This is a genomic window from Dyella mobilis (assembly GCF_016904945.1).
GTDB classification, from domain to species: domain Bacteria; phylum Pseudomonadota; class Gammaproteobacteria; order Xanthomonadales; family Rhodanobacteraceae; genus Dyella_B; species Dyella_B mobilis.
The window spans coordinates 477683-501765 of the sequence record NZ_JADIKF010000039.1 but is presented as its reverse complement, the minus strand read 5'-3'; the positions used below and the strand labels follow the sequence as shown (position 1 = coordinate 501765).

At 61.9% G+C, this 24083-nt stretch carries 32 protein-coding genes; 5 read left to right on the top strand and 27 right to left on the bottom strand.

The window, feature by feature from the left end; all coding sequences use genetic code 11:
* The first annotated feature begins 145 nt into the window (after positions 1–145).
* The 3 genes from ISS99_RS13250 (at position 146) to ISS99_RS13240 (ending at position 5270) form a co-directional block, all read left to right on the top strand.
* The gene (locus ISS99_RS13250) at positions 146–658 is read left to right on the top strand and encodes a mismatch-specific DNA-glycosylase (RefSeq protein WP_204632068.1); all 513 of its coding nucleotides are present in this window, start codon (positions 146–148) and stop codon (positions 656–658) included.
* Positions 659–898: 240 nt separating this feature from the next.
* Positions 899–4081 (top strand): efflux RND transporter permease subunit, encoded by a 3183-nt coding sequence (locus ISS99_RS13245; RefSeq protein WP_204632067.1) that lies wholly within the window; start codon positions 899–901, stop codon positions 4079–4081.
* 67 nt (positions 4082–4148) lie between these two features.
* A complete protein-coding gene (locus ISS99_RS13240) occupies positions 4149–5270 on the top strand; it encodes an efflux RND transporter periplasmic adaptor subunit (protein WP_204632066.1) in 1122 nt (373 codons plus the stop codon).
* Positions 5271–5272: 2 nt separating this feature from the next.
* Here ISS99_RS13240 and ISS99_RS13235 read toward each other — a convergent pair whose 3' ends face one another.
* Both ISS99_RS13235 and ISS99_RS13230 read right to left on the bottom strand, forming a co-directional pair.
* Entirely contained in the window at positions 5273–6562 is a 1290-nt protein-coding gene (locus ISS99_RS13235; protein WP_284343727.1) for a c-type cytochrome, read from the bottom strand.
* Positions 6559–7305, bottom strand: a complete 747-nt coding sequence (locus ISS99_RS13230; protein ID WP_204632670.1) for a c-type cytochrome — start codon at positions 7303–7305, stop codon at positions 6559–6561. The genes ISS99_RS13235 and ISS99_RS13230 overlap by 4 nt, the downstream gene beginning before the upstream one ends.
* A 102-nt stretch (positions 7306–7407) precedes the next feature.
* On the opposite strand from ISS99_RS13230, the gene ISS99_RS13225 reads away from it, so the two are divergent.
* Positions 7408–9015 (top strand): amidase, encoded by a 1608-nt coding sequence (locus ISS99_RS13225; protein WP_204632065.1) that lies wholly within the window; start codon positions 7408–7410, stop codon positions 9013–9015.
* A 132-nt stretch (positions 9016–9147) separates the two neighbouring features.
* On the top strand, positions 9148–10032 hold the full coding sequence (gene bla, locus ISS99_RS13220) for a subclass B3 metallo-beta-lactamase (RefSeq protein WP_284343726.1): 885 nt from the start codon (positions 9148–9150) through the stop codon (positions 10030–10032).
* A gap of 23 nt (positions 10033–10055) precedes the next feature.
* On the opposite strand, the gene ISS99_RS13215 is transcribed toward bla, so the two are convergent.
* From ISS99_RS13215 to rplB, 25 genes are all read right to left on the bottom strand, one after another.
* Positions 10056–11420 (bottom strand): class II 3-deoxy-7-phosphoheptulonate synthase, encoded by a 1365-nt coding sequence (locus ISS99_RS13215; protein WP_204632064.1) that lies wholly within the window; start codon positions 11418–11420, stop codon positions 10056–10058.
* The gene (locus ISS99_RS13210) at positions 11417–11929 is read right to left on the bottom strand and encodes a disulfide bond formation protein B (RefSeq protein ID WP_204632063.1); all 513 of its coding nucleotides are present in this window, start codon (positions 11927–11929) and stop codon (positions 11417–11419) included. Before ISS99_RS13210 ends, ISS99_RS13215 begins: the two co-directional genes overlap by 4 nt.
* Positions 11930–12080: 151 nt before the next feature.
* Complete coding sequence (rplQ, locus tag ISS99_RS13205; protein ID WP_204632062.1) at positions 12081–12464, bottom strand: 50S ribosomal protein L17; 384 nt, start codon at positions 12462–12464, stop codon at positions 12081–12083.
* 194 nt (positions 12465–12658) lie between these two features.
* Complete coding sequence (locus ISS99_RS13200) at positions 12659–13657, bottom strand: DNA-directed RNA polymerase subunit alpha (RefSeq protein WP_204632061.1); 999 nt, start codon at positions 13655–13657, stop codon at positions 12659–12661.
* 16 nt (positions 13658–13673) lie between these two features.
* Entirely contained in the window at positions 13674–14300 is a 627-nt protein-coding gene (gene rpsD, locus ISS99_RS13195; RefSeq protein WP_204632060.1) for a 30S ribosomal protein S4, read from the bottom strand.
* A 10-nt stretch (positions 14301–14310) separates the two neighbouring features.
* Positions 14311–14697, bottom strand: a complete 387-nt coding sequence (gene rpsK, locus ISS99_RS13190) for a 30S ribosomal protein S11 (protein WP_115477094.1) — start codon at positions 14695–14697, stop codon at positions 14311–14313.
* A 33-nt stretch (positions 14698–14730) separates the two neighbouring features.
* A complete protein-coding gene (gene rpsM, locus ISS99_RS13185) occupies positions 14731–15087 on the bottom strand; it encodes a 30S ribosomal protein S13 (protein ID WP_204632059.1) in 357 nt (118 codons plus the stop codon).
* Between the two features lie 122 nt (positions 15088–15209).
* Positions 15210–16532 carry a preprotein translocase subunit SecY gene (gene secY / locus ISS99_RS13180; protein ID WP_204632058.1) on the bottom strand — a complete coding sequence of 441 codons (1323 nt, stop codon included), beginning with the start codon at positions 16530–16532 and terminating at the stop codon, positions 15210–15212.
* A 6-nt stretch (positions 16533–16538) separates the two neighbouring features.
* The gene (gene rplO, locus ISS99_RS13175) at positions 16539–16970 is read right to left on the bottom strand and encodes a 50S ribosomal protein L15 (protein WP_204632057.1); all 432 of its coding nucleotides are present in this window, start codon (positions 16968–16970) and stop codon (positions 16539–16541) included.
* Between the two features lie 5 nt (positions 16971–16975).
* The gene (gene rpmD, locus ISS99_RS13170) at positions 16976–17161 is read right to left on the bottom strand and encodes a 50S ribosomal protein L30 (protein WP_204632056.1); all 186 of its coding nucleotides are present in this window, start codon (positions 17159–17161) and stop codon (positions 16976–16978) included.
* Entirely contained in the window at positions 17154–17663 is a 510-nt protein-coding gene (rpsE, locus tag ISS99_RS13165; RefSeq protein ID WP_128899633.1) for a 30S ribosomal protein S5, read from the bottom strand. The genes rpmD and rpsE overlap by 8 nt, the downstream gene beginning before the upstream one ends.
* Positions 17664–17797: 134 nt before the next feature.
* On the bottom strand, positions 17798–18151 hold the full coding sequence (gene rplR / locus ISS99_RS13160) for a 50S ribosomal protein L18 (protein WP_204632055.1): 354 nt from the start codon (positions 18149–18151) through the stop codon (positions 17798–17800).
* Between the two features lie 87 nt (positions 18152–18238).
* Positions 18239–18766, bottom strand: a complete 528-nt coding sequence (gene rplF / locus ISS99_RS13155) for a 50S ribosomal protein L6 (protein WP_204632054.1) — start codon at positions 18764–18766, stop codon at positions 18239–18241.
* 10 nt (positions 18767–18776) lie between these two features.
* Positions 18777–19172 (bottom strand): 30S ribosomal protein S8, encoded by a 396-nt coding sequence (gene rpsH, locus ISS99_RS13150; RefSeq protein ID WP_204632053.1) that lies wholly within the window; start codon positions 19170–19172, stop codon positions 18777–18779.
* A 217-nt stretch (positions 19173–19389) separates the two neighbouring features.
* Positions 19390–19695: a 30S ribosomal protein S14 gene (gene rpsN, locus ISS99_RS13145; RefSeq protein ID WP_192556441.1), complete on the bottom strand. Its 306-nt coding sequence runs from the start codon at positions 19693–19695 to the stop codon at positions 19390–19392.
* Positions 19696–19712: 17 nt separating this feature from the next.
* Positions 19713–20252: a 50S ribosomal protein L5 gene (rplE, locus tag ISS99_RS13140; protein ID WP_204632052.1), complete on the bottom strand. Its 540-nt coding sequence runs from the start codon at positions 20250–20252 to the stop codon at positions 19713–19715.
* A 12-nt stretch (positions 20253–20264) separates the two neighbouring features.
* A complete protein-coding gene (gene rplX, locus ISS99_RS13135) occupies positions 20265–20579 on the bottom strand; it encodes a 50S ribosomal protein L24 (RefSeq protein ID WP_204632051.1) in 315 nt (104 codons plus the stop codon).
* Between the two features lie 14 nt (positions 20580–20593).
* The gene (gene rplN, locus ISS99_RS13130) at positions 20594–20962 is read right to left on the bottom strand and encodes a 50S ribosomal protein L14 (protein WP_115477106.1); all 369 of its coding nucleotides are present in this window, start codon (positions 20960–20962) and stop codon (positions 20594–20596) included.
* A 15-nt stretch (positions 20963–20977) separates the two neighbouring features.
* The gene (rpsQ, locus tag ISS99_RS13125) at positions 20978–21238 is read right to left on the bottom strand and encodes a 30S ribosomal protein S17 (protein ID WP_204632050.1); all 261 of its coding nucleotides are present in this window, start codon (positions 21236–21238) and stop codon (positions 20978–20980) included.
* 12 nt (positions 21239–21250) lie between these two features.
* Entirely contained in the window at positions 21251–21436 is a 186-nt protein-coding gene (rpmC, locus tag ISS99_RS13120; RefSeq protein ID WP_109723395.1) for a 50S ribosomal protein L29, read from the bottom strand.
* Positions 21436–21849: a 50S ribosomal protein L16 gene (rplP, locus tag ISS99_RS13115; RefSeq protein ID WP_126673170.1), complete on the bottom strand. Its 414-nt coding sequence runs from the start codon at positions 21847–21849 to the stop codon at positions 21436–21438. The genes rpmC and rplP overlap by 1 nt, the downstream gene beginning before the upstream one ends.
* 11 nt (positions 21850–21860) lie before the next feature.
* A complete protein-coding gene (rpsC, locus tag ISS99_RS13110) occupies positions 21861–22622 on the bottom strand; it encodes a 30S ribosomal protein S3 (protein WP_204632049.1) in 762 nt (253 codons plus the stop codon).
* 13 nt (positions 22623–22635) lie between these two features.
* Complete coding sequence (rplV, locus tag ISS99_RS13105; RefSeq protein ID WP_192678504.1) at positions 22636–22971, bottom strand: 50S ribosomal protein L22; 336 nt, start codon at positions 22969–22971, stop codon at positions 22636–22638.
* A complete protein-coding gene (gene rpsS / locus ISS99_RS13100; RefSeq protein ID WP_115477112.1) occupies positions 22971–23243 on the bottom strand; it encodes a 30S ribosomal protein S19 in 273 nt (90 codons plus the stop codon). The genes rplV and rpsS overlap by 1 nt, the downstream gene beginning before the upstream one ends.
* A 13-nt stretch (positions 23244–23256) precedes the next feature.
* Complete coding sequence (gene rplB, locus ISS99_RS13095; RefSeq protein ID WP_204632048.1) at positions 23257–24078, bottom strand: 50S ribosomal protein L2; 822 nt, start codon at positions 24076–24078, stop codon at positions 23257–23259.
* Between the last annotated feature and the right edge of the window lie 5 nt (positions 24079–24083).

The window sequence follows — 24083 nt, the reverse complement described above, 5'->3', positions numbered from 1 at the left end:
CGCCCTGGCCTCGGCCGAGGCGTCCTAATGCCGGTCTTTATAGCGGCTGCACGCGAGAGCTGTCGATGCACCGCGCACAGCTCCTGCTGTACTGCAGCGTTCGGTAAAGTGGGGATCCGCGCCCGGCCGCCGTTTTACCCGGATCATGCCCAAAACAGTCCAAGCCCCGATCTTGCCCGACGTGCTGCGGCTCGGCCTGCGGCTGGTCTTTTGCGGCACGGCCGCCGGCAAGCGTTCCGCCGCGGACGGCGCCTACTATGCCCATCCCGGCAATGCATTCTGGCGCGCCCTGTTCCAGTGCGGCCTGACGCCGCGCCAACTGGCGCCGCGCGAATTTCCGCTGCTACCAGAGTTCGGCATGGGCCTCACCGACCTGGCCAAGCGCCACGTCGGCAACGACAACCAATTGCCTCGCGACGCCTTCGACGTACCCGCACTAGCCGCCAAAATCGAACGCTACGCGCCCGGTATGCTGGCCTTTACCAGCAAAAACGCCGCGCGCGCTGCGCTGGGAGCCACGCCCGAATACGGTTTGCAGCCGAACCTGTTCGCGCAGGTACCGGTGTTTGTCCTGCCGTCGCCGTCGGGCCAGGCCCGTGGCCACTGGAGCATCGAGCCGTGGAGAGCCCTCGCCGCGCACGTATCGAAGACGCTGTAGCCGCGGCGAGCCGCTTCGTTTTGATCAGGCATGAACTTTCGAAATACATGCAAGTTGTCAGCCCTGAAAGCCCATGGAGATTCCCAGCGCAAGATCCGCAATTACGTACGGAAATGTGCATTGCCTACGGCATATGGTTGCCACCGTGAAAATTGTCTAGGCTGCTATCTTCCGGGCAACCTCTATGTCAGCCTTTGGGGATGGCGCCGCCGTCCGTCAGGCTGATGGAAAACATCGGTTATGTGGATCGTCAAAATCGCGCTCGAGCGACCGCTCACCTTCATCGTTCTGGCGCTGCTGCTATTGATCCTGGGGCCGCTGGCGATCCTTCGCACGCCCATCGACATTTTTCCGAACATCGACATTCCGGTGGTCTCGGTGGTGTGGCAGTACACGGGGCTGCCCGCCGAAGACATGAACAACCGCATCGTGAGCGGCTTCGAGCGTTCGCTCACCACCACGGTCAACGATGTCGAGCACACCGAGACGCAATCGCTCAACGGGGTCGGCCTGGTCAAGGTGTTTTTCCAGCCTAACGTAAAGATCGACATGGCGGTGGCGCAGGTCACGGCGATTTCGCAAACCGTGTTGCACTCGATGCCGCCGGGCACCACGCCGCCCCTGATCCTGGTCTACAACGCGTCGACCGTGCCGGTTCTGCAGTTTGCGCTGTCGTCGCACGAGCTGTCGGAAATCACCATTTTCGATGACGCCAACCAGATTGTCCGCACCTTCGTAACCTCGGTCCGCGGTGCGGCCACGCCTTATCCGTACGGCGGCAAACAACGCCAGGTGGAGGTGGACCTCAACCCGCAGGCGCTGCTCGCGCACGGCCTTTCGCCCAGCAACGTGGTCACCGCGATCGCCAACCAGAATCTGATTTTGCCGGCGGGCACGGAAAAAATCGGCGATACGGAATACAGCATCCGGCTCAACGGCAGCCCGCAGCAGATCGAAGAGTTGAACAATGCGCCGCTGCGCACCGTCAACGGCGTCACCACCTATATTCGCGACGTCGCCCACGTGCACGACGGCTCGCCGCCGCAGACCAACATTGTCCGCGTGAACGGGCAACGTGCGGTGCTGATGTCGATCCTGAAGATCGGCGATGCCTCCACCCTGGACATCGTCGACAGCCTCAAGCACATGCTGCCGGCGATCCGTGCTGCCGTCCCGCGCAACCTGCAAATCCATGCACTATCGGATCAATCGCTGTTCGTGCGCGCCGCCATCAACGGCGTGATTCGCGAGGGCGCGATCGCCGCGGGACTCACCGGCCTGATGATTTTGCTGTTCCTCGGCTCGTGGCGCTCGACGCTGATCATCGCGATCTCGATACCGCTGTCCATTCTCGCCTCGATCATTGCCCTGTCGGCTTTGGGCGAAACCATCAACATCATGACCCTCGGCGGCCTCGCGCTGGCCGTGGGCATCCTGGTCGACGATGCCACGGTGACGATCGAAAACATCAACTCGCACCTGGAAGAAGGCAAGGAAGTCTACGACGCCATCATGGAAGGTGCGCACCAAATCGCCATACCGGCTTTCGTGTCGACACTGTCGATATGCATCGTGTTCGTGCCGATCTTCTTCCTCGGCGGCGTAGCCAAGTATCTGTTCGCACCGCTGGCCGAGGCCGTGGTGTTCGCCATGCTGGCCTCGTATGTGTTGTCCCGAACCTTGGTGCCGACGTTATCGATGTACTGGCTGAAAAAGCACCAGCACGATGCGCAGCCCACCGGACCGCTGGGGCGATTCCAGCGCGGTTTCGAACGCGGCTTCGAGCGCGTGCGCACGGGTTATCGCGGCGCGCTGGAAACCACTGAGCGGCATCGCGGCCTGTTCGCGATCCTGTTTTTCGCCAGTTGCGCCTTGTCAGTCGGCGCGTTGGTGCCATGGTTGGGGCGGGATTTCTTCCCTTATGTGGATGGCGGCCAGATCAAGCTGCATTTTCGCGCGCAAACCGGCTTGCGCATCGAGGAAACGGCGCGGCTCGCCGACGGCATCGAGAGCGTGATACGGCAAACCATTCCCAATCAGGAACTGGCCAGCATCGTCGATACGCTTGGCATCCCTTACAGCGGCATCAACCTGTCCTACAGCAATACCGGTGTCGTGGGTACATCCGACGGCGACGTCTTCGTGACGCTCAACGAGGGCCATCACCCCACCATCGACTACGTGCGCAGCCTTCGCCAGCAATTGCGGCAAAAGTACCCTGGCGTGGTGTTTTCGTTCCTGCCTGCGGACATCGTGGGACAGATTCTCAATTTTGGTGCCCCGGCGCCGATCGACGTGCAAGTCTCCAGCCACGACGCCAGCGCATCGGCGCAGGTGGCCAAGGAACTCTACGGCGATTTGCTGAAGGTCCCTGGCCTGGTCGACTTGCGCATCCAACAGGCGCTCAATCTGCCGCAGATCGACGTCAACGTGGACCGCACGCGCGCCAGCCTGGTCGGCTTGACCACCGACGACGTCGCCAGCAACCTGCTGACGGCGCTCGCCGGCTCGCAGCAAGTGACTCCCACCTTCTGGGTCGATCCTCGTACCGGGATCAGCTACAGCGTTACGACGCAGACGCCGCAATACCGCATCGATACGCTGCAGGAGCTGAAAAATCTTCCGATCACCAGCCTCACCGGTTCGCCCGCAAGCAGCAGTTCGAGCAACGGCGCAGCCAGCCAGATTCTGGAAAACCTAGCCAGTTTCTCGCGCAGCGACGGACCGGCCGTTGTCACCCACTACAGCACCCGGCCCACCATGGATCTCTACGGCTCGGTCGACAAAACCGACCTCGGCAGCGTCGCGCGCGACGTACAGAAAGTGGTGGACGCGCATTCCAAGCACTTGCCGCGTGACGTCAATATCGATATCCGTGGCCAGGTGCAAACCATGCAGGCGTCCTACAAGGGCTTGCTTGGCGGCCTGCTGTTCGCGATCGTGCTGGTGTATCTGCTGATCGTGGTGAATTTCCAAAGCTGGCTGGATCCGCTGATCATCATCGCCGCCCTGCCCGCTGCGCTGGCCGGCCTGGTGTGGATGCTGTTCCTCACCAACACGCCGCTGTCGGTACCGGCCCTGATGGGTGCGATCATGTGCATGGGTGTGGCCACCGCCAATTCGATCCTGGTGATCAGCTTTGCGCGCGAACGGCTGGCGATTCACGACGATCCGATACGCGCAGCCATCGAGGCAGGCTTCCAGCGTTTCCGCCCGGTGTTGATGACGGCTTTCGCCATGATCATCGGCATGGTTCCGATGGCGTTGGGCCTTGGCGAAGGCGGCGAACAGAACGCACCGCTGGGTCGCGCCGTTATCGGCGGCCTGCTGTTGGCTACCGCCGCCACCTTGTTCTTCGTGCCTACCTTTTTCAGCTTGATGCACCGCAGCCACCACCACGGCCGCGATGCGGCAACAGCGTGAGATCCCGGACATGTCCAGCCCCAACATTCAACGCCCACCTGCCAAACCTTCGCGAGGCGCGAGGCTCGTGCTCATCGGACTGGGTATCGTGCTGGTCGTGCTGGCGGCATTGGGCATCGTGCGGCGCGTCCACGCGCGCCACGCGCTGATCACCGAAACGGATCGCAATGCCGTTCCTACCGTGGCCATCATGACGCCCAAGGCCGCACCCAAGGACCAGGCGCTGATACTCCCCGGCACGGTCGCCTCCTGGCAGGATGCGCAGATCTATGCGCGCACTACCGGCTATGTGGCCAAGTGGTATGTCGATATCGGCGCCAAGGTGAAAAAAGGCCAGTTGCTGGCCGACCTGGATACGCCCGATGTCGACAATCAACTGCTGCAAGGCAAAGCGCAAATGCGCACGGACATCGCGAACGAGAACTTCGCGAAAGTCACCGCCGATCGCTATCACAAGCTGGTGACGCAAGGACTGGTGGCTGCGCAGACCGGCGATCAGTACAACGCCCAGTACAACGCCGACGTCGCCACCGTCGAAGCGGACCAGGCAAACGTCGCGCACTTGCAGAACCTGGAGGATTTCAAGCACATCCTGGCACCCTTCGACGGCGTGATCACTCAGCGCAACCTCGACGTCGGTGCGCTGGTGGACGCAGGCTCGTCCGGAGCCGATTTGTTCGTCATTGCCGACACCAGCCAATTGCGCATTTATGTCGACGTGCCTGAGGCCTATGCCGCCAGCGTACGCATCGGCATGCCTGCACAAGTGGAACTCAATACCTACGGGGCCAAGCCGATCACCGGAACGGTTGCTCGCACGGCCGATGCGCTCGATCCCAATACCCGCACGCTGCGCACGGAAATCGACGTGAACAACGCCGCACGTGACTTGGTGCCCGGCGTATACGCCAACGTAAAGCTCGGTGTTTCGACACCGACGAGGGACTTCACCGTGCCCGCCAACGTGCTGCTGTTCCGTGCCGAAGGCTTGCGCGTTGCCCTGGTGGACGACACCGGACACATCCATCTTCAACCGGTGACCTTGGGACGCGATTTCGGCGCCAAAGTTGAAATCAGCGAAGGCCTGACTGAGCAGGATCGCCTGGTACTCAGCCCGCCCGATTCGCTAAATGAAGGGCAGCAAGTGAACGTCACCCAGAACGCGCAGCAAGCTGCGGCAGCCAAATAAGCTCAATCGACCGGCGTGTGCCGGTATTTGATCACGTCGCGCTCCAGCACCGGCGTAACGCGATTGGACCACGCCTGGCGAATGTAGGTAACCACGGCAGCCACGTCGGCATCGCTCAGCTGTTGCGCATACGGCGGCATGGAATACGGCCGCGGATTTGCCGCGGTCGATGGCGCGAAGCCGCCCAGCAGCACGGCCCGTGTCGCATTGACTCCGATGGGTTCCAACACCGATGCATTGCCGTCCAGTGGCGGGTACACGCCGGGCACTCCCTGGCCATCCGTGCCATGGCAAGCCGCGCAGCCTTGCCCGTAAATGGCCGCACCGCGATCAGCCACGGCCTTGCTCGACACTCTGAGCGCATCGTCGACTTGCGGCTGCCGCGCCGGGAGCGATTGAAGATAGTCGGCCATGGCATGCAGGTCCGCGTCGCTCAGATATTGCGTGCTGCTCGCCACGACATCGGCCATGGGGCCGAATGCCACTCCCTTGGACGACTGTCCGGTCTTGAGCAGATCGACGATGTCCTGCCCAGTCCAGCCGTGCAATCCGCCGTGGGCTTGCATGCTCAGATCGGGTGCATACCAATTTTGCGCGGGGATTTCCCCACCCGCCAATGAGGCGCGTGTGTCGATGCCGCCCCAGGTATCGCGCGCGGCGTGGCATTCGTTGCAATGCCCCAGCCCCTGCACGAGATACGCACCACGGTTCCACGCTGCCGACTGCTTGGGATCAGGTTGGTAGGTGCCGGACTTGAAATACATGGCGCGCCATGCCGTCAACGCGCCGCGGACGTTGTAAGGAAACCGCAATCCAAGTGGCTCTGGGGGTTGATGCACCGGCGGCAAGGTTTGCAAGTAAGCGAAGATCGCGACCGCATCTTCGCGAGTGATTTTGGTGAACGACGTATAGGAGAAAGCCGGGTAAAGCGGCTCGCCCCCGATTCCCATACCGGTATGCAAAGCGCGCCAGAAATTCTCGAAACGCCAGTTTCCCAGCCCCGTTTCAGGATCGGGAGTGATGTTCGGCACGGGAATATTGCCGAACGGCGTGAGCAATGCGCGACCACCCGCATAGGGTTGTCCGCCAGCTACGCTGTGGCACGAAACACAATCGCCAGCCAGAGTGAGATATCGGCCCCGTGCGATCACCTTTGCATCTTTCATCGCAGCAGCCACCGCCGGGTCTTCGGCCTTCGGGCCAACCGACGAGCGCTGGTGATGCCACCACCACGCGGCGATGACCATGATGGCAAACACGGTCGGTACCCAAAGCAGACGCAGCGACTTCACGTTCCGCCCCCCTGCCCTTCGAGCACGCCGCAATGCAAGGGCGGCGTGATCGAGCCGGCTGGCTGGGGATGCGCGTCCGGCGGCACTTGCTGGCTGGCGAGCCACGCGGCGACGGCGGTGATATCCGAAGGGGCAAGGCGGTTGGCAATCTCGGCCATGCAGTCGGGAGCTGCGGATGCACGTGTACCCGTACGCCACGAGCCAAGCTGAGAGCTGATGTAGTCGTACGGCAAGCCGGCCAAACCCGGCACGGAAGGTTCCGTTCCCGTCAACGTCTTGCCATGGCAGGCCTGGCATGGCGGCACTTTCAATGCGGGATCGCCGGCCTGCACCAATTGCCCGCCCCGCTGGAACACCGCGGGCGCGAGATCAGGCACCGGTTTGCGTTGATACGGTACCTGTTGCGCGGCGAAATAGACGGCTATCTCGTGCACGTAGGCGGGACTGAGCTGGCGCACGGTGTATTCCATCGGCGCGTACTTGCGCAGCCCACGCTGGAAATTTTGCACCTGCAAAGCCAGATAGGCAGCCGGCTTGCCGGCAAGCCGCGGGAAGAAACCGCCGTCTTGCGAGCCCTCCCCGTGCAAGCCATGACAGGTAGTACAAGCGGCAATGCGTTGCTGCAGCGTATCGGGAACGGGCGGCTGACCGGTGGCATGGACCGCGCCGGCGCCTAACAAGCAGGCGAGCGACAGAAGCCATCGCAAAACGGGGCAAGCCGAGGCTGGCACGTTGGTCGTCATCGCGTGGAAGTATAGGTGCGCCACACGCGCCAAGCGCACGGCATGCAGTTATGCTGCGGCATCGTGTCACGTCGCACATCGGGTTCGCTTTCGGAGGTTGCCATGTTTCATCGGTCGCTGTTGTGCACCGCACTCGCGCTTGCCGCCATCCCTTTTGCACCACTCGCCGCGCAGGACCATGACGCGCTGACGTGGCAGTCCATTGCCCAGCTCCAGCAGCACATGGACGCCGGGAAACTGACCAGCAAAAGCCTGGTACAGGCCGATATCAACCGCATCCAGCGGATCGACCAGTCCGGCCCCATGCTGCGCGCCGTGCTGGAACTCAATCCCGATGCATTGAAGATCGCCACCGCGCTCGATGCCAGGCGAACCTCCACACATGGCCCACTCTACGGCATCCCGGTCCTGCTGAAGGACAACATCGACACCGGTGACCGCACACTGACCACGGCAGGCTCATTGGCCCTGATGGGTGCACCCGCGCCCGAAGATGCCGCTTTGGTGACACGGTTGCGCAAAGCCGGCGCCGTGATCCTGGGCAAGACCAACCTGAGCGAATGGGCAGACTTTCGTTCCAGCCATGCCAGCAGCGGCTGGACTGGGCGCGGCGGGCAGACCCGCAATCCTTACGCACTGGACCGCAACCCTTGCGGATCCAGTTCCGGTTCCGCGGTGGCAGTGGCCGCTGGATTGGTGCCGGTTGCGGTAGGTACCGAAACGGATGGCTCGATCATTTGCCCTGCATCGATGAACGGCATCGTCGGCATCAAGCCAACGCTGGGTCTGGTGAGCCGCGACGGCATCATCCCAATCAGCCACAACCAGGACACGGCCGGCCCCATGGCACGCTCGGTAACCGATGCCGCCATCCTGCTCACGGCCATGGCCGGCAGCGATCCACACGATCCCGCCACCGCCGATGCCGACAAGCACGCCACCGATTACACGCGCTTTCTCGATCCCAACGGCCTGCGCGGCAAACGCATCGGCGTCGTGCGGCAGCTGGCCGGCAACGAACCGAATGCCGATCGCGTGCTCGACGAAGCGATCGCCGCGATGAAGGCACAGGGCGCCATCATCGTCGACCCGGTCACCCTGCCGCACCTGGCCGATCTGGGCGATCCGGAGATGACCGTGATGCTTTACGACTTCAAACACGACGTCAACGCGTATCTCGCCACCCGGCCGCAATTGCAGGTGAAGACACTGGCCGATTTGATCGCTTTCAATACGCGCGAGGCAAATCGGGAAATGCCCTGGTTCGGGCAAGACCTGTTCGAACAGGCACAGGCCAAAGGTCCGCTGACCGACAAGGCATACACCGACGCCCTGGCCAAGGCGAAGCAATTTTCCGGGCCGGAAGGCATTGATGCGGCACTGGCGGCCAATCATCTGGACGCGCTGCTGGCGCCCTCGTGGGGACCGGCCTACCTGACGGATCTGGTATTGGGCGATCACGTCGTCAGCGGCAATCCGACGATCGGAGGTGCATCGCAACCTGCCGCGGTTGCAGGCTATCCATCGATCACCGTACCAGCCGGCTGGGCTCACAACCTGCCGGTGGGCATCGTGTTCTTTGGCACCAAATGGAGCGAGCCGACGCTGATCTCGATTGCCTACGGCTTCGAGCAGCACACGCATGCATGGCAACCGCCGGCGTTTTTGCCGACGGTGGACGCTCAATCTTATGCCCCGGTGACGAAATAGCAGTGGAAGACCGCACGTGGCGCGGTCTTCCACATCGTGCCCGCAAAACGCCACGCCTGATGCAGGAAACGGTCCTGCTTTCCCGCGCGAGGCTCGCCACACTCGCCGCATCTCATTGAGCAGGGAAAGCACGTGAACAGAAATCGGGGACGGTCGCTCCTGGCAGTGGCCATTTGCTGTGCGGCCGTGGCCGCGGGTGTCCATGCATACGACGCCGACTGGACCGCACCGCAAAAACCGTTCCGCATTTACGGGAACACGTATTACGTCGGCAGCAAAGGGCTGAGCGCCATCCTGATCACCTCTCCACGAGGCAACATCCTGATCGACGGAACGCTGCCCGAAAACGCCAAGCTGATCGAAAGTAACATCCGCGCGCTGGGCTTCAAGGTGCAGGACATCAAGCTGATCTTGAACACGCACGCGCACGTCGATCATGCCGGCGCGATTGCTGCCATCGCGCACGACAGCGGTGCGGAAGTGGCCGCCAGCGAGGAAGGCGCCAAGGCCATCATGCTGGGGGGCGATGATCCGGATGATCCGCAACACGGCCTAGCGCCGTTCTATCCGAAGATCGCTCACGTGCGCAGCGTGACGGACAACGAAACGGTGCGCGTCGGACCACTGGCAGTGCAGGCGCACTACACGCCCGGGCATACACCTGGCAGCACCAGTTGGACGTGGACGTCGTGCGAAGAACGGCGCTGCCTGTCCATTGCCTATGTGGACAGCCTTTCATTGCTCAGCGTCGATGGATACCGCTACAACGATCCGGCCCACCCGGAGCGCTTGGCCGGGTTCCGTCAAACGCTGAAGACGGTTGCGGCCTTGCCTTGCGACATCCTGGTCACGCCACATCCGGACGCCGTCGATTTCCTCGAACGTGCCGCGGCGCGCAAAGCCGGAGAGGAGCGCGACCCCTTGGTCGACAATCAAGCGTGCAAGGCTTACGCAGTCGTGGGCCAGCACAACCTCGAGCAACGCATCGCCAAGGAAGCGGCACAGCCTGCGCACTGATGCGCGCAGGCTGTGATGTGGCGTCAGGCCATGCTGCCCGACTTGCGCACGATCAGCATCGCCAGCTCCAGCGATTGCTCGTAATTCAAGCGCGGGTCCACGGTGGACTTGTAGGCGCGCTGCAGATCGGCTTCGCTCAGGTCGCGCGCGCCTCCCATGCATTCGGTGACGTCCTCGCCGGTCAGCTCCAGATGCACGCCACCCAGGCGCGTGCCGGCTGCGGCATGGATATCCAGCGCCTGATCCAGCTCGCTGCGGATGTTGTCGAAGCGACGGGTCTTGTAACCGATCGAGGTACTTTCCGTATTGCCATGCATGGGATCGGCCACCCACAGCACTCGCCGACCCTCGCGTTTCACGGCCTCGAGCAGAGGCGGCAAGGCGGTGCCAATCTGCGCGTGGCCCATGCGATGGATCAAGGTGAGCCGGCCCGGCTCGTCCTCGGGATTCAAGGCCTCGACCAGCGGCAATAGTTGTTCCGCCGTGACCGACGGACCGATCTTCACCGCAATCGGATTGCGGATGCCGCGGAAATATTCCACGTGCGCACCGTCCAGCGCAGCCGTGCGCATGCCGATCCACGGGAAGTGCGTAGACAGGTTGAACCAGCCGCGATGGCGCGGCACCTGGCGCGTCAAAGCCTGTTCGTAATGCAGCAGCAGGGCTTCGTGCGAGGTAAAGAAATCCACCCGGGTAAAACCTGCGATCGGCCCGGCCAGCGTCTCCATGAAGCGCAACGAGTCGCCGATGCCCTTCACCATGCGCCGATATTCGGCAGCGAGCGGCGAGTGCTCCACCCAGGCCAGATCCCAGTATTCGGGATGGTGCAGATCCGCGAAACCGCCATCGATGAGCGCGCGCACGAAATTCATGGTCAGTGCGGAATGCGCATGCGCACGAATCAACCGCTGCGGATCGGGGCGCCGCGCCTCGGGGGTAAACTCGGGGCCGTTGACAACGTCACCGCGGAAACTCGGCAAGGTCACGCCATCGCGTGTCTCGGTGTCGGTTGAACGCGGCTTGGCGTATTGCCCGGCGAAACGCCCAACCCTCAATACCGGTTGCTTGAGACCGTGCACCAGCACCAGGCTCATTTGCAGCAGCACTTTCAGGCGATTGGAAATGATCGGGCTGGTGCAGTCGGCAAAGCTTTCTGCGCAGTCGCCGCCTTGCAGCAGAAAGCGCTTGCCCTCCTGCGCTTCGGCCAACGCATGCTTCAACCCAAGCACTTCCCACGATGTCACCAGTGGTGGCAGTTGTGCCAGCTCGGCGATCGCGTGAGCCAGTTCGGTGCCATCTTCGTAGTGCGGCTGCTGCAGCGCCACGCGCCGCTGCCAGGACATCGGATTCCAGTTTTCCTGGCGTTCGGTTTTGGCTGGCTGATTCATAGACGCAACCTCGGCGCGGCGCGTTGCAGGGTCGCGCGAATGGCCCATACCGATAGAAGGATGTACCACAGCAAGGTCCAGAAAGGCATCGGCAAGCCGAGAATGGGCTCGACCTTGGCGCATTCACCCGAACCGGTGAACACCATCTTGAGCACCTTGGTGAACGGGAAGGCATCGAACATGTAGCCCAGGTTCGGGCCGCAAGACGGCAGCTGATCCGATGGCAGCGACTGGATCCACAAATGGCGGCCAGCCACCGCGATGCCAAACAACGCACCCAGCAGGACCAGTCCGGTATAGAACCAGCGGCCGCCCTCGCGTGGGCCGTGGATGGCCCCCACCAGGAAAAACACGGCCATGAAGATGAACCCGATGCGCTGGAAAATGCACAACGGACAGGGGTCCATGCCGAGCACGTACTCCGCGTACAAGGCAAACGCGAGCAGGGCGACGCAGATCAGAAACCCGGCGAGAAAGCTGACGCGGTAGGACCACCGAAGGGGATTCATGGCAGAGCGCATGGCAGGGGCGGGACGCTGACATTACCCGCTCCGGATGACGCTGTCAGCAGCGATCTTTCCGAGTTCCCGAAAACGCGAAACCCGGCTGGTTGCCCGGCCGGGTTTCATATTTTGGACGTCCAAATACCGCCAGTGCGGATTATTCGGCGTCGACAGCCTCGGTGTGCGGGCGATCCACCAGCTCGACGTACGCCATCGGCGCGTTGTCGCCCGGGCGGAAGCCGCACTTCAGGATGCGCAGGTAGCCGCCGGGACGCTCGCGGTAACGCGGGCCGAGTTCCACGAACAGCTTGCCTACGGCCTGCTTGTCGCGCAGGCGAGCAAAAGCCAGACGGCGGTTGGCCACGCCATCAACCTTGGCCAGGGTGATCAGCGGTTCGGCGATGCGGCGCAGTTCCTTGGCCTTGGGCAGGGTCGTGCGGATCAGCTCGTGCTTGATCAGCGACGAGGCCATGTTCTTGAACATCGCTTCGCGATGGCTGCTGGTGCGATTGAGCTTACGCCCGGATTTCATGTGACGCATGATGAGACTCTCTTAATGTCTGTTGTTATGAAAAACCGGTCCTGATGGCCGGCTTCCCGCGGGTTACCCGCTGTGGTTTTAAGTGCTTGCAATAACGAGCCGTTATCGGCTCCGGTGACACTACGGGAAGCAACATTCCGCTTCCCGTATTACACCAACAGCCGCAGTCTTAAGACTGCGGCTGCTGAGTTACATCAGCCCAGCTGCATGCCGTGCGAGAGGCCCGGCGGCGGCCAGTTTTCGAGCTTCATGCCCAGGGCGAGACCACGCACGCCGAGGACATCCTTGATTTCCGTGAGCGACTTCTTGCCGAGATTCGGCGTCTTGAGCAGCTCCACTTCGGTCTTCTGTACCAGATCGCCGATGTAGTAGATGCTCTCGGCCTTCAGGCAGTTAGCCGAACGAACGGTGAGTTCCAGGTCGTCGATCGGACGGAGCAGCAGCGGATCGAACCCGCCCTTCTCCGCCTTGTCGGTGGCGCTTTCACGGCGCGAGAAGTCACCGAACACCGACAGCTGGTCGTTGAGGATTTCGGCGGCCTTGCGAACCGCGTCTTCCGCACCGATGGTGCCGTTGGTTTCGATGTCCAGCACCAGCTTGTCGAGGTTGGTGCGCTGCTCAACACGAGCCGCATCCACTTCGTAAGCCACGCGCAACACCGGCGCGAACGAGGCATCGAGCTGCAGGCGACCGATCGGACGTGCTTCGTCGTCCGGGTGCTGACGCAGGCTGGCCGGCTGGTAGCCGACGCCGCGACGCACTTTCAGGCGCATATTCAGCGCGATGTCCTTGGTCAAGTGGCAAATCACGTGTTCCGGGTTGATGATCTCCACCGAATGATCGACGGTGATATCGCCGGCCGTGACTACGCCCTTGCCCTTCTTGGCCAAGGTCAGGGTGACTTCGTCACCCGTGTGCTGACGAATTGCCACTTCCTTGAGGTTCAGCAGGACTTCGATCACGTCCTCCTGCAGACCCTCGAGGGTGGTGTACTCGTGCAGCACGCCATCAATTTCCACCTCGACGATGGCACTGCCAGGGATCGAGGAAAGCAGCACGCGACGCAGCGCATTGCCCAGGGTGTGACCAAAACCACGCTCGAGCGGCTCCACCACGACCTTGGCGCGATTCGGTCCGAGCTGCTCGACGCTGAGGCCGCGAGGCCGCAGCACGCTAGTTGACGAAACTGCCATGCAGGGCTCCGGTTGATTACTTCGAATAAAGCTCGACGATCAGCGCTTCGTTGATGTCGGTCGGCAGATCCGCACGATCCGGCACGTTCTTGAAGGTGCCGGCGAACTTCTTGCTATCCACTTCGACCCACTGCGGACGCAGATCCATGGTGTCGAACACGGTGCCGGCTTCCTGCACGCGCAACTGGGTGCGAGCGCGCTCGGTCACGGCAATCTCGTCGCCCGGACGAACCTGGTAGGACGGGATGTTGACCTTCTTGCCATTGACCAGGATGCCCTTGTGCGACACCAGCTGACGAGCCTGGGCGCGGGTCACCGCAAAACCCATGCGGTAAACGACGTTGTCCAGACGGCTCTCGAGCAGGCGCAACAGGTTCTCGCCGGTGTTGCCCTTGAGGGTCGACGCCTTGGAGTAGTAGTTGCTGAACTGGCGCTCGAGCACACCGTAGATGCGCTTGACCTTCTGCTTCTCGCGCAACTGAACGGCATAGTCGGACATGCGCATGCGCTTGTTGGCGCCATGCTGGCCGGGCTTGTTCTCAAGCTTGCACTTGGAATCGATAGCGCGCGCCGGGCTCTTCAGGCTCAGGTCCGAACCTTCGCGACGCGCGAGTTTGCAGGTAGCTCCACGATAACGTGCCATGGCGGTCTCCTTAGACGCGACGCTTCTTGGGGGGACGGCAGCCGTTATGCGGAATCGGCGTGACATCGATAATGTTGAGAACCTTGTAGCCGAGGGCGTTCAGCGAACGCACTGCCGACTCACGGCCCGGGCCGGGACCCTTGATCCGCACTTCCACCGTCTTCACGCCGTAGTCGCCAGCGGCACGGCCGGCCTTTTCGGCAGCGACCTGGGCAGCGAACGGGGTGGACTTGCGCGAACCGCGGAAACCCGCGCCGCCGGCAGTCGCCCACGACAGCGCGTTGCCCTGACGGTCGGTGATGGTCACGATGGTGTTGTTGAAGGATGCCTGCACGTGGGCCACCGCATCGGTGACTACGCGCTTGACTTTCTTCTTGGTCTTAACTGGCTTTGCCATGTTCGGAATCCAAATCTCTCAGTAAGCGATCAATTACTTCTTGATCGCGCGACGCGGACCCTTGCGGGTGCGTGCGTTGGTGCGCGTGCGCTGGCCGCGCACCGGCAGGCCACGACGGTGGCGCAGACCGCGGTAGCAACCCAGATCCATCAGACGCTTGATGGCCATGCCGACTTCGCGGCGCAGATCGCCTTCCACCACGTATTTGGCGATTTCGTGGCGGATTTTCTCCACCTCGCCTTCACTCAGGGACTTGATAGGCGTGGTCGGAACCACACCCGCGTCCGCGCAGACCTTCTTGGCCCGGCTGCGGCCGATCCCATAGATGCTCTGCAGGCCAACCCAGACGTGCTTCTGGACCGGCAAATTGACACCCGCAATGCGCGCCATGATGTACTTTCTCCGATGCTTTCTTGCGCGGTAAACGCGCAATTCTAACCTTAATCAAACTGTTAGGAAAGTCCCGTGGCACCGAAGCGCCACCGCCTTCCACCCGGAACCCATCTGCCGCCTCAGCCGCGGCGCAGATTGGCCTTTTTGAGCAAACCTTCGTACTGATGGCTGACCAGATGCGCCTGCACCTGAGCCGTAAAGTCCATCACCACCACCACTACGATCAGCAGCGAGGTACCGCCGAAGTAGAACGGAACGTGCCAGGCGTTCTGCATGAACGTTGGCACCAAGCAGACCAGTACGAGGTAGATAGCGCCCACACCGGTCAAACGGGTCATCACGGCATCGATGTAGTCAGCGGTCGAGCGGCCGGGGCGGATGCCCGGGATCAGCGCGCCAGATCGCTTGAGGTTGTCGGCCGTTTCCTGCGAGTTGAACACGATCGCCGTATAGAAAAAGGCGAAAGTGATCACCAGTACTGCGTAAACGATGTCGTACAACGGTTCGCCGGGGGTCAGCGCCTGCACCAAATCCTGCAACCAGCGCGACTGATGGCCAGCATTGCCCCAGCTCGCAGCCATCGCCGGGAACATCAAAAGACTGTTCGCGAAGATGGGCGGGATCACGCCCGACATGTTGATCTTGAGCGGCAGATGCGAGGTCTGGTTCATATACGAACGCTGACCGCCCGACCGCCGCGCGTAATTCACGGTGATGCGCCGCTGCGCCCGCTCCATGAACACCACGAAAGCCGTAACGCCCAACACCAGCGCTACCACCATGATCAATTTGATCGTGCTCAGCTCGCCGTTGCTGGACATGGACAGGGTATGTGTCACCGCACCCGGCAGACCCGCAACGATGCCCGCGAAGATCAATAACGAAATACCGTTGCCGATACCGCGCTCCGTCATCTGCTCGCCCAGCCACATCAGGAACATCGAGCCGGCCGTCAAACCCACCACCGAGGACAGGATGAAGCCGAAACCCGGCATGTAGACCACCGGCATGCCGCCACTGGACTGCTTCATCAAGGCCATGGCGATACCGAAGGCCTGGAAGGCCGACAGGCCAACCGTGCCGATACGGGTATACGTGGTGAGCTGGCGCTGGCCAGCCTGCCCTTCCTTGCGCAATGCCTGCAGGCTGGGGATCACGGACCCCATCATCTGCACCACGATCGATGCGGAGATGTAGGGCACCACGCCCAACGCAAACACCGAAAAACGCCCCAGCGAGCCGCCCGAGAACATGTTGAACATGTCCAGCAGGCCACCGCTCTGGCCAATCAGATTGGCCATGGCATCCGGATTCACACCCGGCACCGGGATGAACGAGCCGAGGCGGTACACGATCAACGCACCAATCACGAAGAAGATGCGTTGACGCAGCTCGGTCAACTTACCAAGCGATCCGACCGATGTGCCCTTGGCTGCGGCCACGTGTGATTACTCCACGCTGCCGCCGGCGGCTTCGATGGCCGTCTTGGCACCGGCCGTAGCCAGTAGACCCGACAGCTTCACCGCGCGACCGATCTCGCCCTTGGCAACAACCTTCACCTTCTTGGCGCGGCTGTCGATCAGGCCAGCCTGATGCAGCACGACCGGGTCGATCACGTCGGCCTTCAGCGTCGCCAGCTGGTACAGGAACACTTCCTGGCTCCCAGCCTTCATCTTGGAGCGGAAGCCGACCTTCGGCAGGCGGCGCTGCAGCGGCATCTGGCCGCCTTCGAAACCGTACTTGTGGGTGCCGCCGGCGCGGGCATGCTGACCCTTGTGGCCGCGGCCAGCGGTCTTGCCCAGGCCCGAACCGATACCGCGACCGACGCGCAGGCGCGTCTTGCGCGAACCAACAGCCGGCTTGATGTCGTTAAGACGCATGATGCTTACTCCTCAACCCGCACGAGGTAATAGACCGTGTTGATCAGACCGCGCACCTGCGGGCTGTCTTTCAATTCACGGACGTCGTTGAGCTTGTTCAGGCCGAGCGCCTTGACGCTCAGGCGATGAAGGCTCTGTACACCGCGCAGGCCCTTGACCAGGCGGACGCGAACAGTCTTATCGTTAGCCATTGCCCAACACCTCTTCCACGGTCTTGCCACGCTTGGCAGCAATCTGCTTCGGCGAGGCAACGGCCTGCAGGCCCTTGATGGTGGCGCGGACCAGGTTGATCGGGTTACGCGAACCGACAGCCTTGGCCAGCACGTTCTTCACACCAACCACTTCCAGCACAGCGCGCATGGCACCGCCGGCGATCACGCCGGTACCTTCGGAGGCCGGCTGCATGAACACACGAGCTGCACCGTGGTTGGCCTTGATGGCGTACCACAGGGTGCCGTTGTTCAGATCGATGCTCACCATGTTGCGGCGAGCGCGGTCCATGGCCTTGGAGATGGCAACCGGCACTTCGCGCGCCTTGCCATAGCCGAAGCCGACCTTGCCCTCGCCATCACCGACCACGGTCAGCGCGGTGAAGCTCATCTGGCGGCCGCCCTTGACGGTCTTGGCCACGCGGTTGACAGCGATCAGCTTCTCGAGCAGGCCGTCTGAATTTTCACGATCGGTAGAAGACATATCTTTTTCCGTATGCCCGGACCATCCGGGACTTTTACTTGCGGCTAAGCCGCTTGGAGTTGTTTTAGTAGAGCTTCGGAATCGGGAATGGAGATGGGGGCTTTGACTAGTCCCCGCCTCGCATTCCCTGATTCTTAGAACTTCAGGCCAGCTTCGCGGGCGGCATCGGCCAGAGCCTTGATGCGACCGTGATAGCGGAAACCGGAACGATCGAACGCAACGGCCTCGATACCGGCTGCCTTGGCGCGCTCGGCAATCGCCTTGCCCACTGCAGCAGCAGCGGCCAGGTTCTTGGTGCCCTTCAGGCCCTCGGCCAGCGACTTCTGCACGGTCGAGGCAGCGGCTACCACCTTCTCACCCGAGGCGTCGAACACCTGGGCGTAGAGATGCTGGCCAGTGCGATGCACGGACAGGCGAGCCACCGCGAGCTTGCGGATGTGGGAGCGCGTGGACTTGGCGCGGCGCAGACGAGCTTCATTCTTGTTCATCATGTGTCTCCAGAAAGCGGATCGGCTTTTATGCAGCTCTTTTGAAGAGTTCTGGTCACGTGTGACCGAGTCTTCGCCAGGAACCGCTTATGCCTTCTTGGCTTCCTTAATGGTGATCTTCTCGCCAGCGTAGCGAACGCCCTTGCCCTTGTAGGGTTCCGGCGGACGGTAACCGCGAATCTTGGCAGCCACCTCGCCCACCAACTGCTTGTCCGAACCCTTGATCAGGATTTCGGTCTGCGAGGGGGTCTCGAGGGTGATCCCTTCCGGGGCATTGAAGACAACCGGGTGGGAGAAGCCGAGGCTGAGGTTCAGAGCCTTGCCGGTCATCGAAGCGCGGTAACCCACGCCGACGAGCTCCAGCTTGCGCTCATAACCATCGGACACGCCCTTGATCATGTTGGCCAGCAGCGCGCGAGCGGTGCCGCCGAACTTGTCATCCGCGCCTTCGGCGACATGGATGTTGATCGTGCCGTTGTCGTTGGCCACCGAAACGCCCGGCAGGGCATGGATGGACAAGGCGCCCTTCGGGCCCTTCACGGCGATGCTGTCTTCCGCCACCTTGAGCTCAACGCCCTTGGGCAGGGAAATGGGTTTCTTGGCAACACGTGACATCGGGAGCTCCTTACGCGACCAGGCCGATGACTTCGCCGCCCATGCCCTTGGCACGAGCCTGCGCGTCGGTCAGCAGACCGGCAGAAGTCGAGATGATCGAAATACCCAGGCCGCCAAGCACCTTCGGCAGGTCACCCTTGCCACGGTACACACGCAGGCCGGAGCGGCTGACGCGCTCGATGCGCTCGATGGCCGGACGGCCTTCGAAATACTTGAGCTTGATCTCGAGCACCGGCTTGCCCTCCTGGGTGGAGGTCTTGGCGTCGAGGATATAGCCCTCGTTCTTGAGAAGGTCGGCCAGCGCCACCTTCAACTTCGACGACGGAATGCTTACTGCCTGCTTGCCCGTTGCCTGGGCATTGCGGATGCGCGTAAACAGATCGGCGATGGGATCAGTCATGCTCATGAAAACTTCCTTCAGAGTGCACCGATATCCGATAAAACCGGAAATCAATTCTAGATTGTGAGCCGGCACGACGCCGGTCTGCGATATGCAGACAGACGATCATAGCAGCCTTTTCCGATTTTTGCGAATACCGATGCTTCAAAGTCGCATCGACGGCGGCACGTCACCATGCCGCCGGGTTTGGCTACCCCGCCCTTCGGGCGGGGGTTGCCGGGTTTTACCAGCTGGCCTTGCGCAGGCCCGGCACGTCGCCACGCATGGTGGCTTCGCGCAGCTTGTTACGGCCGAGGCCGAACTTGCGGTACACGCCACGCGGGCGGCCCGACAGTTCGCAACGGTTGCGCTGGCGGCTCGGGCTGGCGTCACGCGGCAGCTTCTGCAGCTTGGCCTGCGCGTCCATCTTCTCTTCATAAGAAGACTTCGGGTTCAGCACGATCGCCTTCAGTTCGGCGCGCTTGGCGGCGTACTTTTTGACGAGCTTGGTCCGCTTGATATCGCGGTTAACCATGGAGGTCTTTGCCATAAATCTCTCGCGATCTCTTAGTTGCGGAACGGGAAGCTGAAGGCTTCCAGCAGCGCCTTGGCTTCTTCGTCAGACTTGGCGGTGGTGGTGATGGAGATATCCATACCGCGCATCGCGTCGACGGCGTCGAAGTCGATTTCCGGGAAGATGATCTGTTCCTTGATGCCGAAGTTGTAGTTGCCACGGCCATCGAAGGCGCGACCCGACACGCCGCGGAAGTCGCGGACGCGGGGCAGCGAGATGTTGATCAGGCGATCAAGGAATTCCCACATCTGCGCACGGCGCAGCGTGACCTTGCAACCGATCGGCCAACCGTCGCGGATCTTGAACGAGGCCACGGACACGCGCGCCTTGGTCGTGATCGGCTTCTGGCCGGCGATCTTGGCCATGTCGGCAACGGCGTTCTCGAGCACTTTCTTGTTGCCCGCGGCTTCGCCCACGCCCATGTTCAGCGTGATCTTGGTGATGCGGGGAACCTGCATCACGTTCTGGTAACCAAAACGCTCGGTGAGCTTTTTGATGACCTGTTCTTTGTAAAAGTTTTCAAGGCGCGTCATGACTTGTGTTCCTTACGCGTCCACGACCTCGCCAGACGAACGGTACACGCGGACCTTGCGCCCATCACTGAGCGTCTTGGCACCAACGCGTTCACCCTTGTTCGTGGCGGGGTTGAACAGCTGCACATTGGAGATATGGATCGAAGCTTCACGCTCGACGATGCCACCGGCCTGCTGGGCCTGCGGATTCGGCTTGGTGTGACGCTTGACCAGATTGACGTTGGAGACGAACACGCGATCGCCCTCAACGCGCAGCACGTCGCCGCGCTGACCTTTGTTTTTACCGGTGATCACGATGACCTGATCACCCTTGCGGATACGGTTCATGTTTCTTCTCCGCCTCAGAGCACTTCGGGTGCGAGCGAGACGATCTTCATGAACTTCTCGCCGCGCAGCTCACGAGTCACGGGCCCGAAAATACGGGTGCCGATCGGCTCGAGCTTGTTGTTGAGGAGTACGGCTGCGTTACCGTCGAAACGGATCAGCGAACCGTCGGCGCGGCGCACGCCCTTGGCGGTACGAACCACCACGGCGTTGTAGACCTCGCCCTTCTTCACCTTGCCACGCGGGATGGCATCTTTCACGGTGACTTTGATCACGTCACCGATCGCGGCGTAACGGCGCTTGGAGCCGCCGAGCACCTTGATGCACATCAGTTCCTTGGCGCCGCTGTTGTCGGCGGCGGAAAGCGTGCTTTGCATCTGGATCATGGCTGCACCCTCCCCTTACGCTTCGGCGCGCGTGACGATTTCGACCACGCGGTGATGTTTGGTCTTGGAAAGCGGACGGCATTCCGCGATGCGTACCACGTCGCCCTCGTTCGCGCCCAGGTCGTTCTGCGCGTGGAGCTTGGTGGACCGGCGCACGATCTTGCCCAGCAGCGGATGCTGCACCTGGCGCTCGACCAGCACGGTAACCGTTTTTTCCATCTTGTTGCTGATAACGCGACCCTCGAGGGTACGCACTTGCTTGTTGTTGTCGCTCATCTCGGCCGCCTCTTACTTCTTGCCGCCGAGCACGAACTTCGTGCGGGCGATATCGCGCCGGACGCGGCGCAGTTGGTGCGGCTGGCTGAGCTGACCGGTGCCCTTCTGCATGCGCAGATTGAACTGCTCCTTGCGAAGGTCCAGCAGGTGCTGTTTCAGCTCTTCGGCCGACTTGGTCGTTAGGTCTTTGATGGCCATCACATCACCGCCCTGGATACAAACTGGGTCTGCACCGACAACTTGGCAGCGGCCAGGCGGAACGCCTCGCGCGCGGTGGCCTCGTCGACACCCTCGATTTCATAAAGCATGCGGCCCGGCTGGATCGGTGCGACCCAGTACTCCACGCCACCCTTACCGGCGCCCATTCGGACTTCGATCGGCTTCTTGGTGATCGGCTTGTCCGGGAACACACGGATCCACAGCTTGCCGCCGCGCTTCACAAAACGCGTGATGCAACGACGTGCTGCTTCGATCTGACGCGCGGTGAGAGCACCATGCGTAGTGGCCTTGAGACCGTACTCGCCAAAGCTGACGAGGTTGGAGCTGAAAGCCAGACCGTCGTTACGGCCCTTGAACTGCTTGCGGTATTTGGTTCGCTTGGGTTGCAACATAGCAACTCTCCTTACTTGGTCCGCTCGCGGCGGCCTTCGCCACCATCGCGATCGCGACGACCTTCACGACGGCCTTCGCCACCCTCGCGCTCACGACGCGGCTGCGCAGACTGCTCTTCCTTCGGCTCCTGGCCAATCTGGGACAAGTCGAAGATTTCGCCCTTGTAGATCCAGACCTTGATGCCGATGATGCCGTACTGGGTCTTCGCCTCGGCGGTGCCGTAATCGATGTCCGCACGCAATGTGTGCAGCGGCACGCGACCTTCACGGCTCCATTCGGAGCGGGCAATCTCGGCGCCGTTCAAACGACCGGACACGTTGATCTTGATACCCAGGGCACCCAGGCGCATTGCATTGCCCACGGAACGCTTCATCGCGCGGCGGAACATGATGCGGCGCTCGAGCTGCTGAGCGATCGACTCGGCCACCAGCTGAGCATCGAGCTCGGGCTTGCGCACTTCGTTGACGTTGATGTGCGCCGGAACGCCCATCATCGTGCTGACTTCCTTGCGCAGCTTTTCGATGTCTTCGCCCTTCTTGCCGATCACCACGCCCGGACGGGCAGTGAAGATCGTCACGCGGGCAGTCTTGGCCGGGCGCTCGATCTGAATCTTCGAGATACCGGCAGCAGCCAGCTTCTTGCGCAGCATCTCGCGGACCTTCAGGTCGGCAGCGAGGTACTGGGCATATTCGCCCTTGTTGGCGTACCACTTCGAGTTCCAGTCCTTGGCAATGCCGAGGCGGATACCGGTGGGATGAACTTTATGACCCATCGTCTACGTCCTCTTAGTTACCAACGACCACAGTGATGTGGCTGGTGCGCTTCAGGATGCGGGAGCCACGGCCTTTGGCGCGGGCATACATGCGCTTCATCGCCGGACCTTCGTCCACGAAAATGCGCGAGACCTTCAGCTCGTCGACGTCGGCGCCGAGGTTGTTCTCGGCGTTTGCGACGGCCGACAGCAGCACCTTGCGAACAATGTGCGCGGCCTTCTTGTTGGTGAACTGGAGCACGTCGCTGGCACGGCCCACGGGCAAACCGCGGACCAGGTCAGCCACCAGGCGTGCCTTCTGCGCTGAAATGCGAGCGCTGCGCAGGATCGCTTTGGCTTCGGTGCTCATCACTTGCCCTTCTTATCGCCGCCATGGCCCTTGAAAGTGCGGGTCACCGCGAACTCGCCGAGCTTGTGCCCGACCATGTTCTCGTTGACGAGCACCGGCACGTGCTGGCGACCGTTGTGGATGGCGATGGTCAATCCCACCATTTCCGGCAGGATCATGGAGCGACGCGACCAGGTCTTGATCGGGCGCTTGGAATTGGTGGAAACCGCAGCTTCCACCTTCTTCACGAGGTGAAGGTCAACGAACGGACCTTTCTTCAATGAACGCGGCATGACGGTTTCCTAATTACTTGCGACGACGCACGATGAACTGCTGCGTGCGCTTGTTGTTACGGGTCTTGTAGCCCTTGGTCGGCGTGCCCCACGGGCTGACCGGATGACGGCCGCCGGAGGTACGGCCTTCACCACCGCCGTGCGGATGGTCGACCGGGTTCATCACCACACCGCGGACGGTCGGGCGAATGCCCTTCCAGCGGGTAGCACCGGCCTTGCCGAGCTTGCGCAGGCTGTGCTCGGAGTTGCCGACTTCACCGATGGTGGCGCGGCAATCGACCGGCACGCGGCGCATTTCGCCGGAGCGCAGACGAAGGGTGGCGTAACCGGATTCGCGGGCGATCAACTGCACCGAAGCACCAGCGGAACGCGCAATCTGCGCACCCTTGCCCGGCTTCATTTCCACGCAATGCACAGTCGAACCGACCGGGATATTGCGCAGCGGCAGGCAGTTGCCGACCTTGATCGGAGCATCGTGACCCGAAACCAGGCGATCACCCACCGCCACGCCTGCCGGCGCGATGATGTAGCGGCGCTCGCCGTCGGCGTAGCACAGCAGCGCAATGTGCGCAGTGCGGTTCGGATCGTATTCCAAGCGCTCAACCTTGGCAGCGATGCCTTCTTTGTCGCGCTTGAAATCGATGATGCGGTAAGCCTGCTTGTGACCGCCGCCGCGATGACGCGTGGTGATGCGACCAAAGTGGTTGCGACCACCCGTCTTCGACTGGCTTTCGGTCAGCGGCGCGTACGGTGCGCCCTTGTGCAGCCCCTCGGTGCGGACGCTAACGGCGTCGCGGCGACCCGGCGAGGTTGGCTTGTGATTAATTAGTGCCATCTGTC

Coding starts and splice junctions, on each gene's coding strand:
- rpsC (WP_204632049.1), bottom strand. CDS start 22,622: ATGGGTCATAAAGTTCATCCCACCGGTATCCGCCTCGGCATTGCCAAG.
- rpsS (WP_115477112.1), bottom strand. CDS start 23,243: ATGCCGCGTTCATTGAAGAAAGGTCCGTTCGTTGACCTTCACCTCGTG.
- rplF (WP_204632054.1), bottom strand. CDS start 18,766: ATGTCACGTGTTGCCAAGAAACCCATTTCCCTGCCCAAGGGCGTTGAG.
- rplQ (WP_204632062.1), bottom strand. CDS start 12,464: ATGCGTCACATGAAATCCGGGCGTAAGCTCAATCGCACCAGCAGCCAT.
- rpmD (WP_204632056.1), bottom strand. CDS start 17,161: ATGGCTAACGATAAGACTGTTCGCGTCCGCCTGGTCAAGGGCCTGCGC.
- rplR (WP_204632055.1), bottom strand. CDS start 18,151: ATGAACAAGAATGAAGCTCGTCTGCGCCGCGCCAAGTCCACGCGCTCC.
- rpsN (WP_192556441.1), bottom strand. CDS start 19,695: ATGGCAAAGACCTCCATGGTTAACCGCGATATCAAGCGGACCAAGCTC.
- ISS99_RS13210 (WP_204632063.1), bottom strand. CDS start 11,929: ATGAATCCCCTTCGGTGGTCCTACCGCGTCAGCTTTCTCGCCGGGTTT.
- rpsH (WP_204632053.1), bottom strand. CDS start 19,172: ATGAGCATGACTGATCCCATCGCCGATCTGTTTACGCGCATCCGCAAT.
- rplE (WP_204632052.1), bottom strand. CDS start 20,252: ATGACGCGCCTTGAAAACTTTTACAAAGAACAGGTCATCAAAAAGCTC.
- ISS99_RS13215 (WP_204632064.1), bottom strand. CDS start 11,420: ATGAATCAGCCAGCCAAAACCGAACGCCAGGAAAACTGGAATCCGATG.
- rpsQ (WP_204632050.1), bottom strand. CDS start 21,238: ATGAGCGACAACAACAAGCAAGTGCGTACCCTCGAGGGTCGCGTTATC.
- rpsD (WP_204632060.1), bottom strand. CDS start 14,300: ATGGCACGTTATCGTGGAGCTACCTGCAAACTCGCGCGTCGCGAAGGT.
- rplN (WP_115477106.1), bottom strand. CDS start 20,962: ATGATCCAGATGCAAAGCACGCTTTCCGCCGCCGACAACAGCGGCGCC.
- ISS99_RS13250 (WP_204632068.1), top strand. CDS start 146: ATGCCCAAAACAGTCCAAGCCCCGATCTTGCCCGACGTGCTGCGGCTC.
- ISS99_RS13245 (WP_204632067.1), top strand. CDS start 899: ATGTGGATCGTCAAAATCGCGCTCGAGCGACCGCTCACCTTCATCGTT.
- rplV (WP_192678504.1), bottom strand. CDS start 22,971: ATGAGCACCGAAGCCAAAGCGATCCTGCGCAGCGCTCGCATTTCAGCG.
- ISS99_RS13200 (WP_204632061.1), bottom strand. CDS start 13,657: ATGGCAGTTTCGTCAACTAGCGTGCTGCGGCCTCGCGGCCTCAGCGTC.
- rpsK (WP_115477094.1), bottom strand. CDS start 14,697: ATGGCAAAGCCAGTTAAGACCAAGAAGAAAGTCAAGCGCGTAGTCACC.
- rpmC (WP_109723395.1), bottom strand. CDS start 21,436: ATGGCCATCAAAGACCTAACGACCAAGTCGGCCGAAGAGCTGAAACAG.
- rplP (WP_126673170.1), bottom strand. CDS start 21,849: ATGTTGCAACCCAAGCGAACCAAATACCGCAAGCAGTTCAAGGGCCGT.
- rplB (WP_204632048.1), bottom strand. CDS start 24,078: ATGGCACTAATTAATCACAAGCCAACCTCGCCGGGTCGCCGCGACGCC.
- rpsE (WP_128899633.1), bottom strand. CDS start 17,663: ATGTCTTCTACCGATCGTGAAAATTCAGACGGCCTGCTCGAGAAGCTG.
- ISS99_RS13225 (WP_204632065.1), top strand. CDS start 7,408: ATGTTTCATCGGTCGCTGTTGTGCACCGCACTCGCGCTTGCCGCCATC.
- ISS99_RS13230 (WP_204632670.1), bottom strand. CDS start 7,305: ATGACGACCAACGTGCCAGCCTCGGCTTGCCCCGTTTTGCGATGGCTT.
- rpsM (WP_204632059.1), bottom strand. CDS start 15,087: ATGGCGCGCATTGCGGGTGTCAATTTGCCGGTCCAGAAGCACGTCTGG.
- rplO (WP_204632057.1), bottom strand. CDS start 16,970: ATGCGTCTTAACGACATCAAGCCGGCTGTTGGTTCGCGCAAGACGCGC.
- rplX (WP_204632051.1), bottom strand. CDS start 20,579: ATGAACCGTATCCGCAAGGGTGATCAGGTCATCGTGATCACCGGTAAA.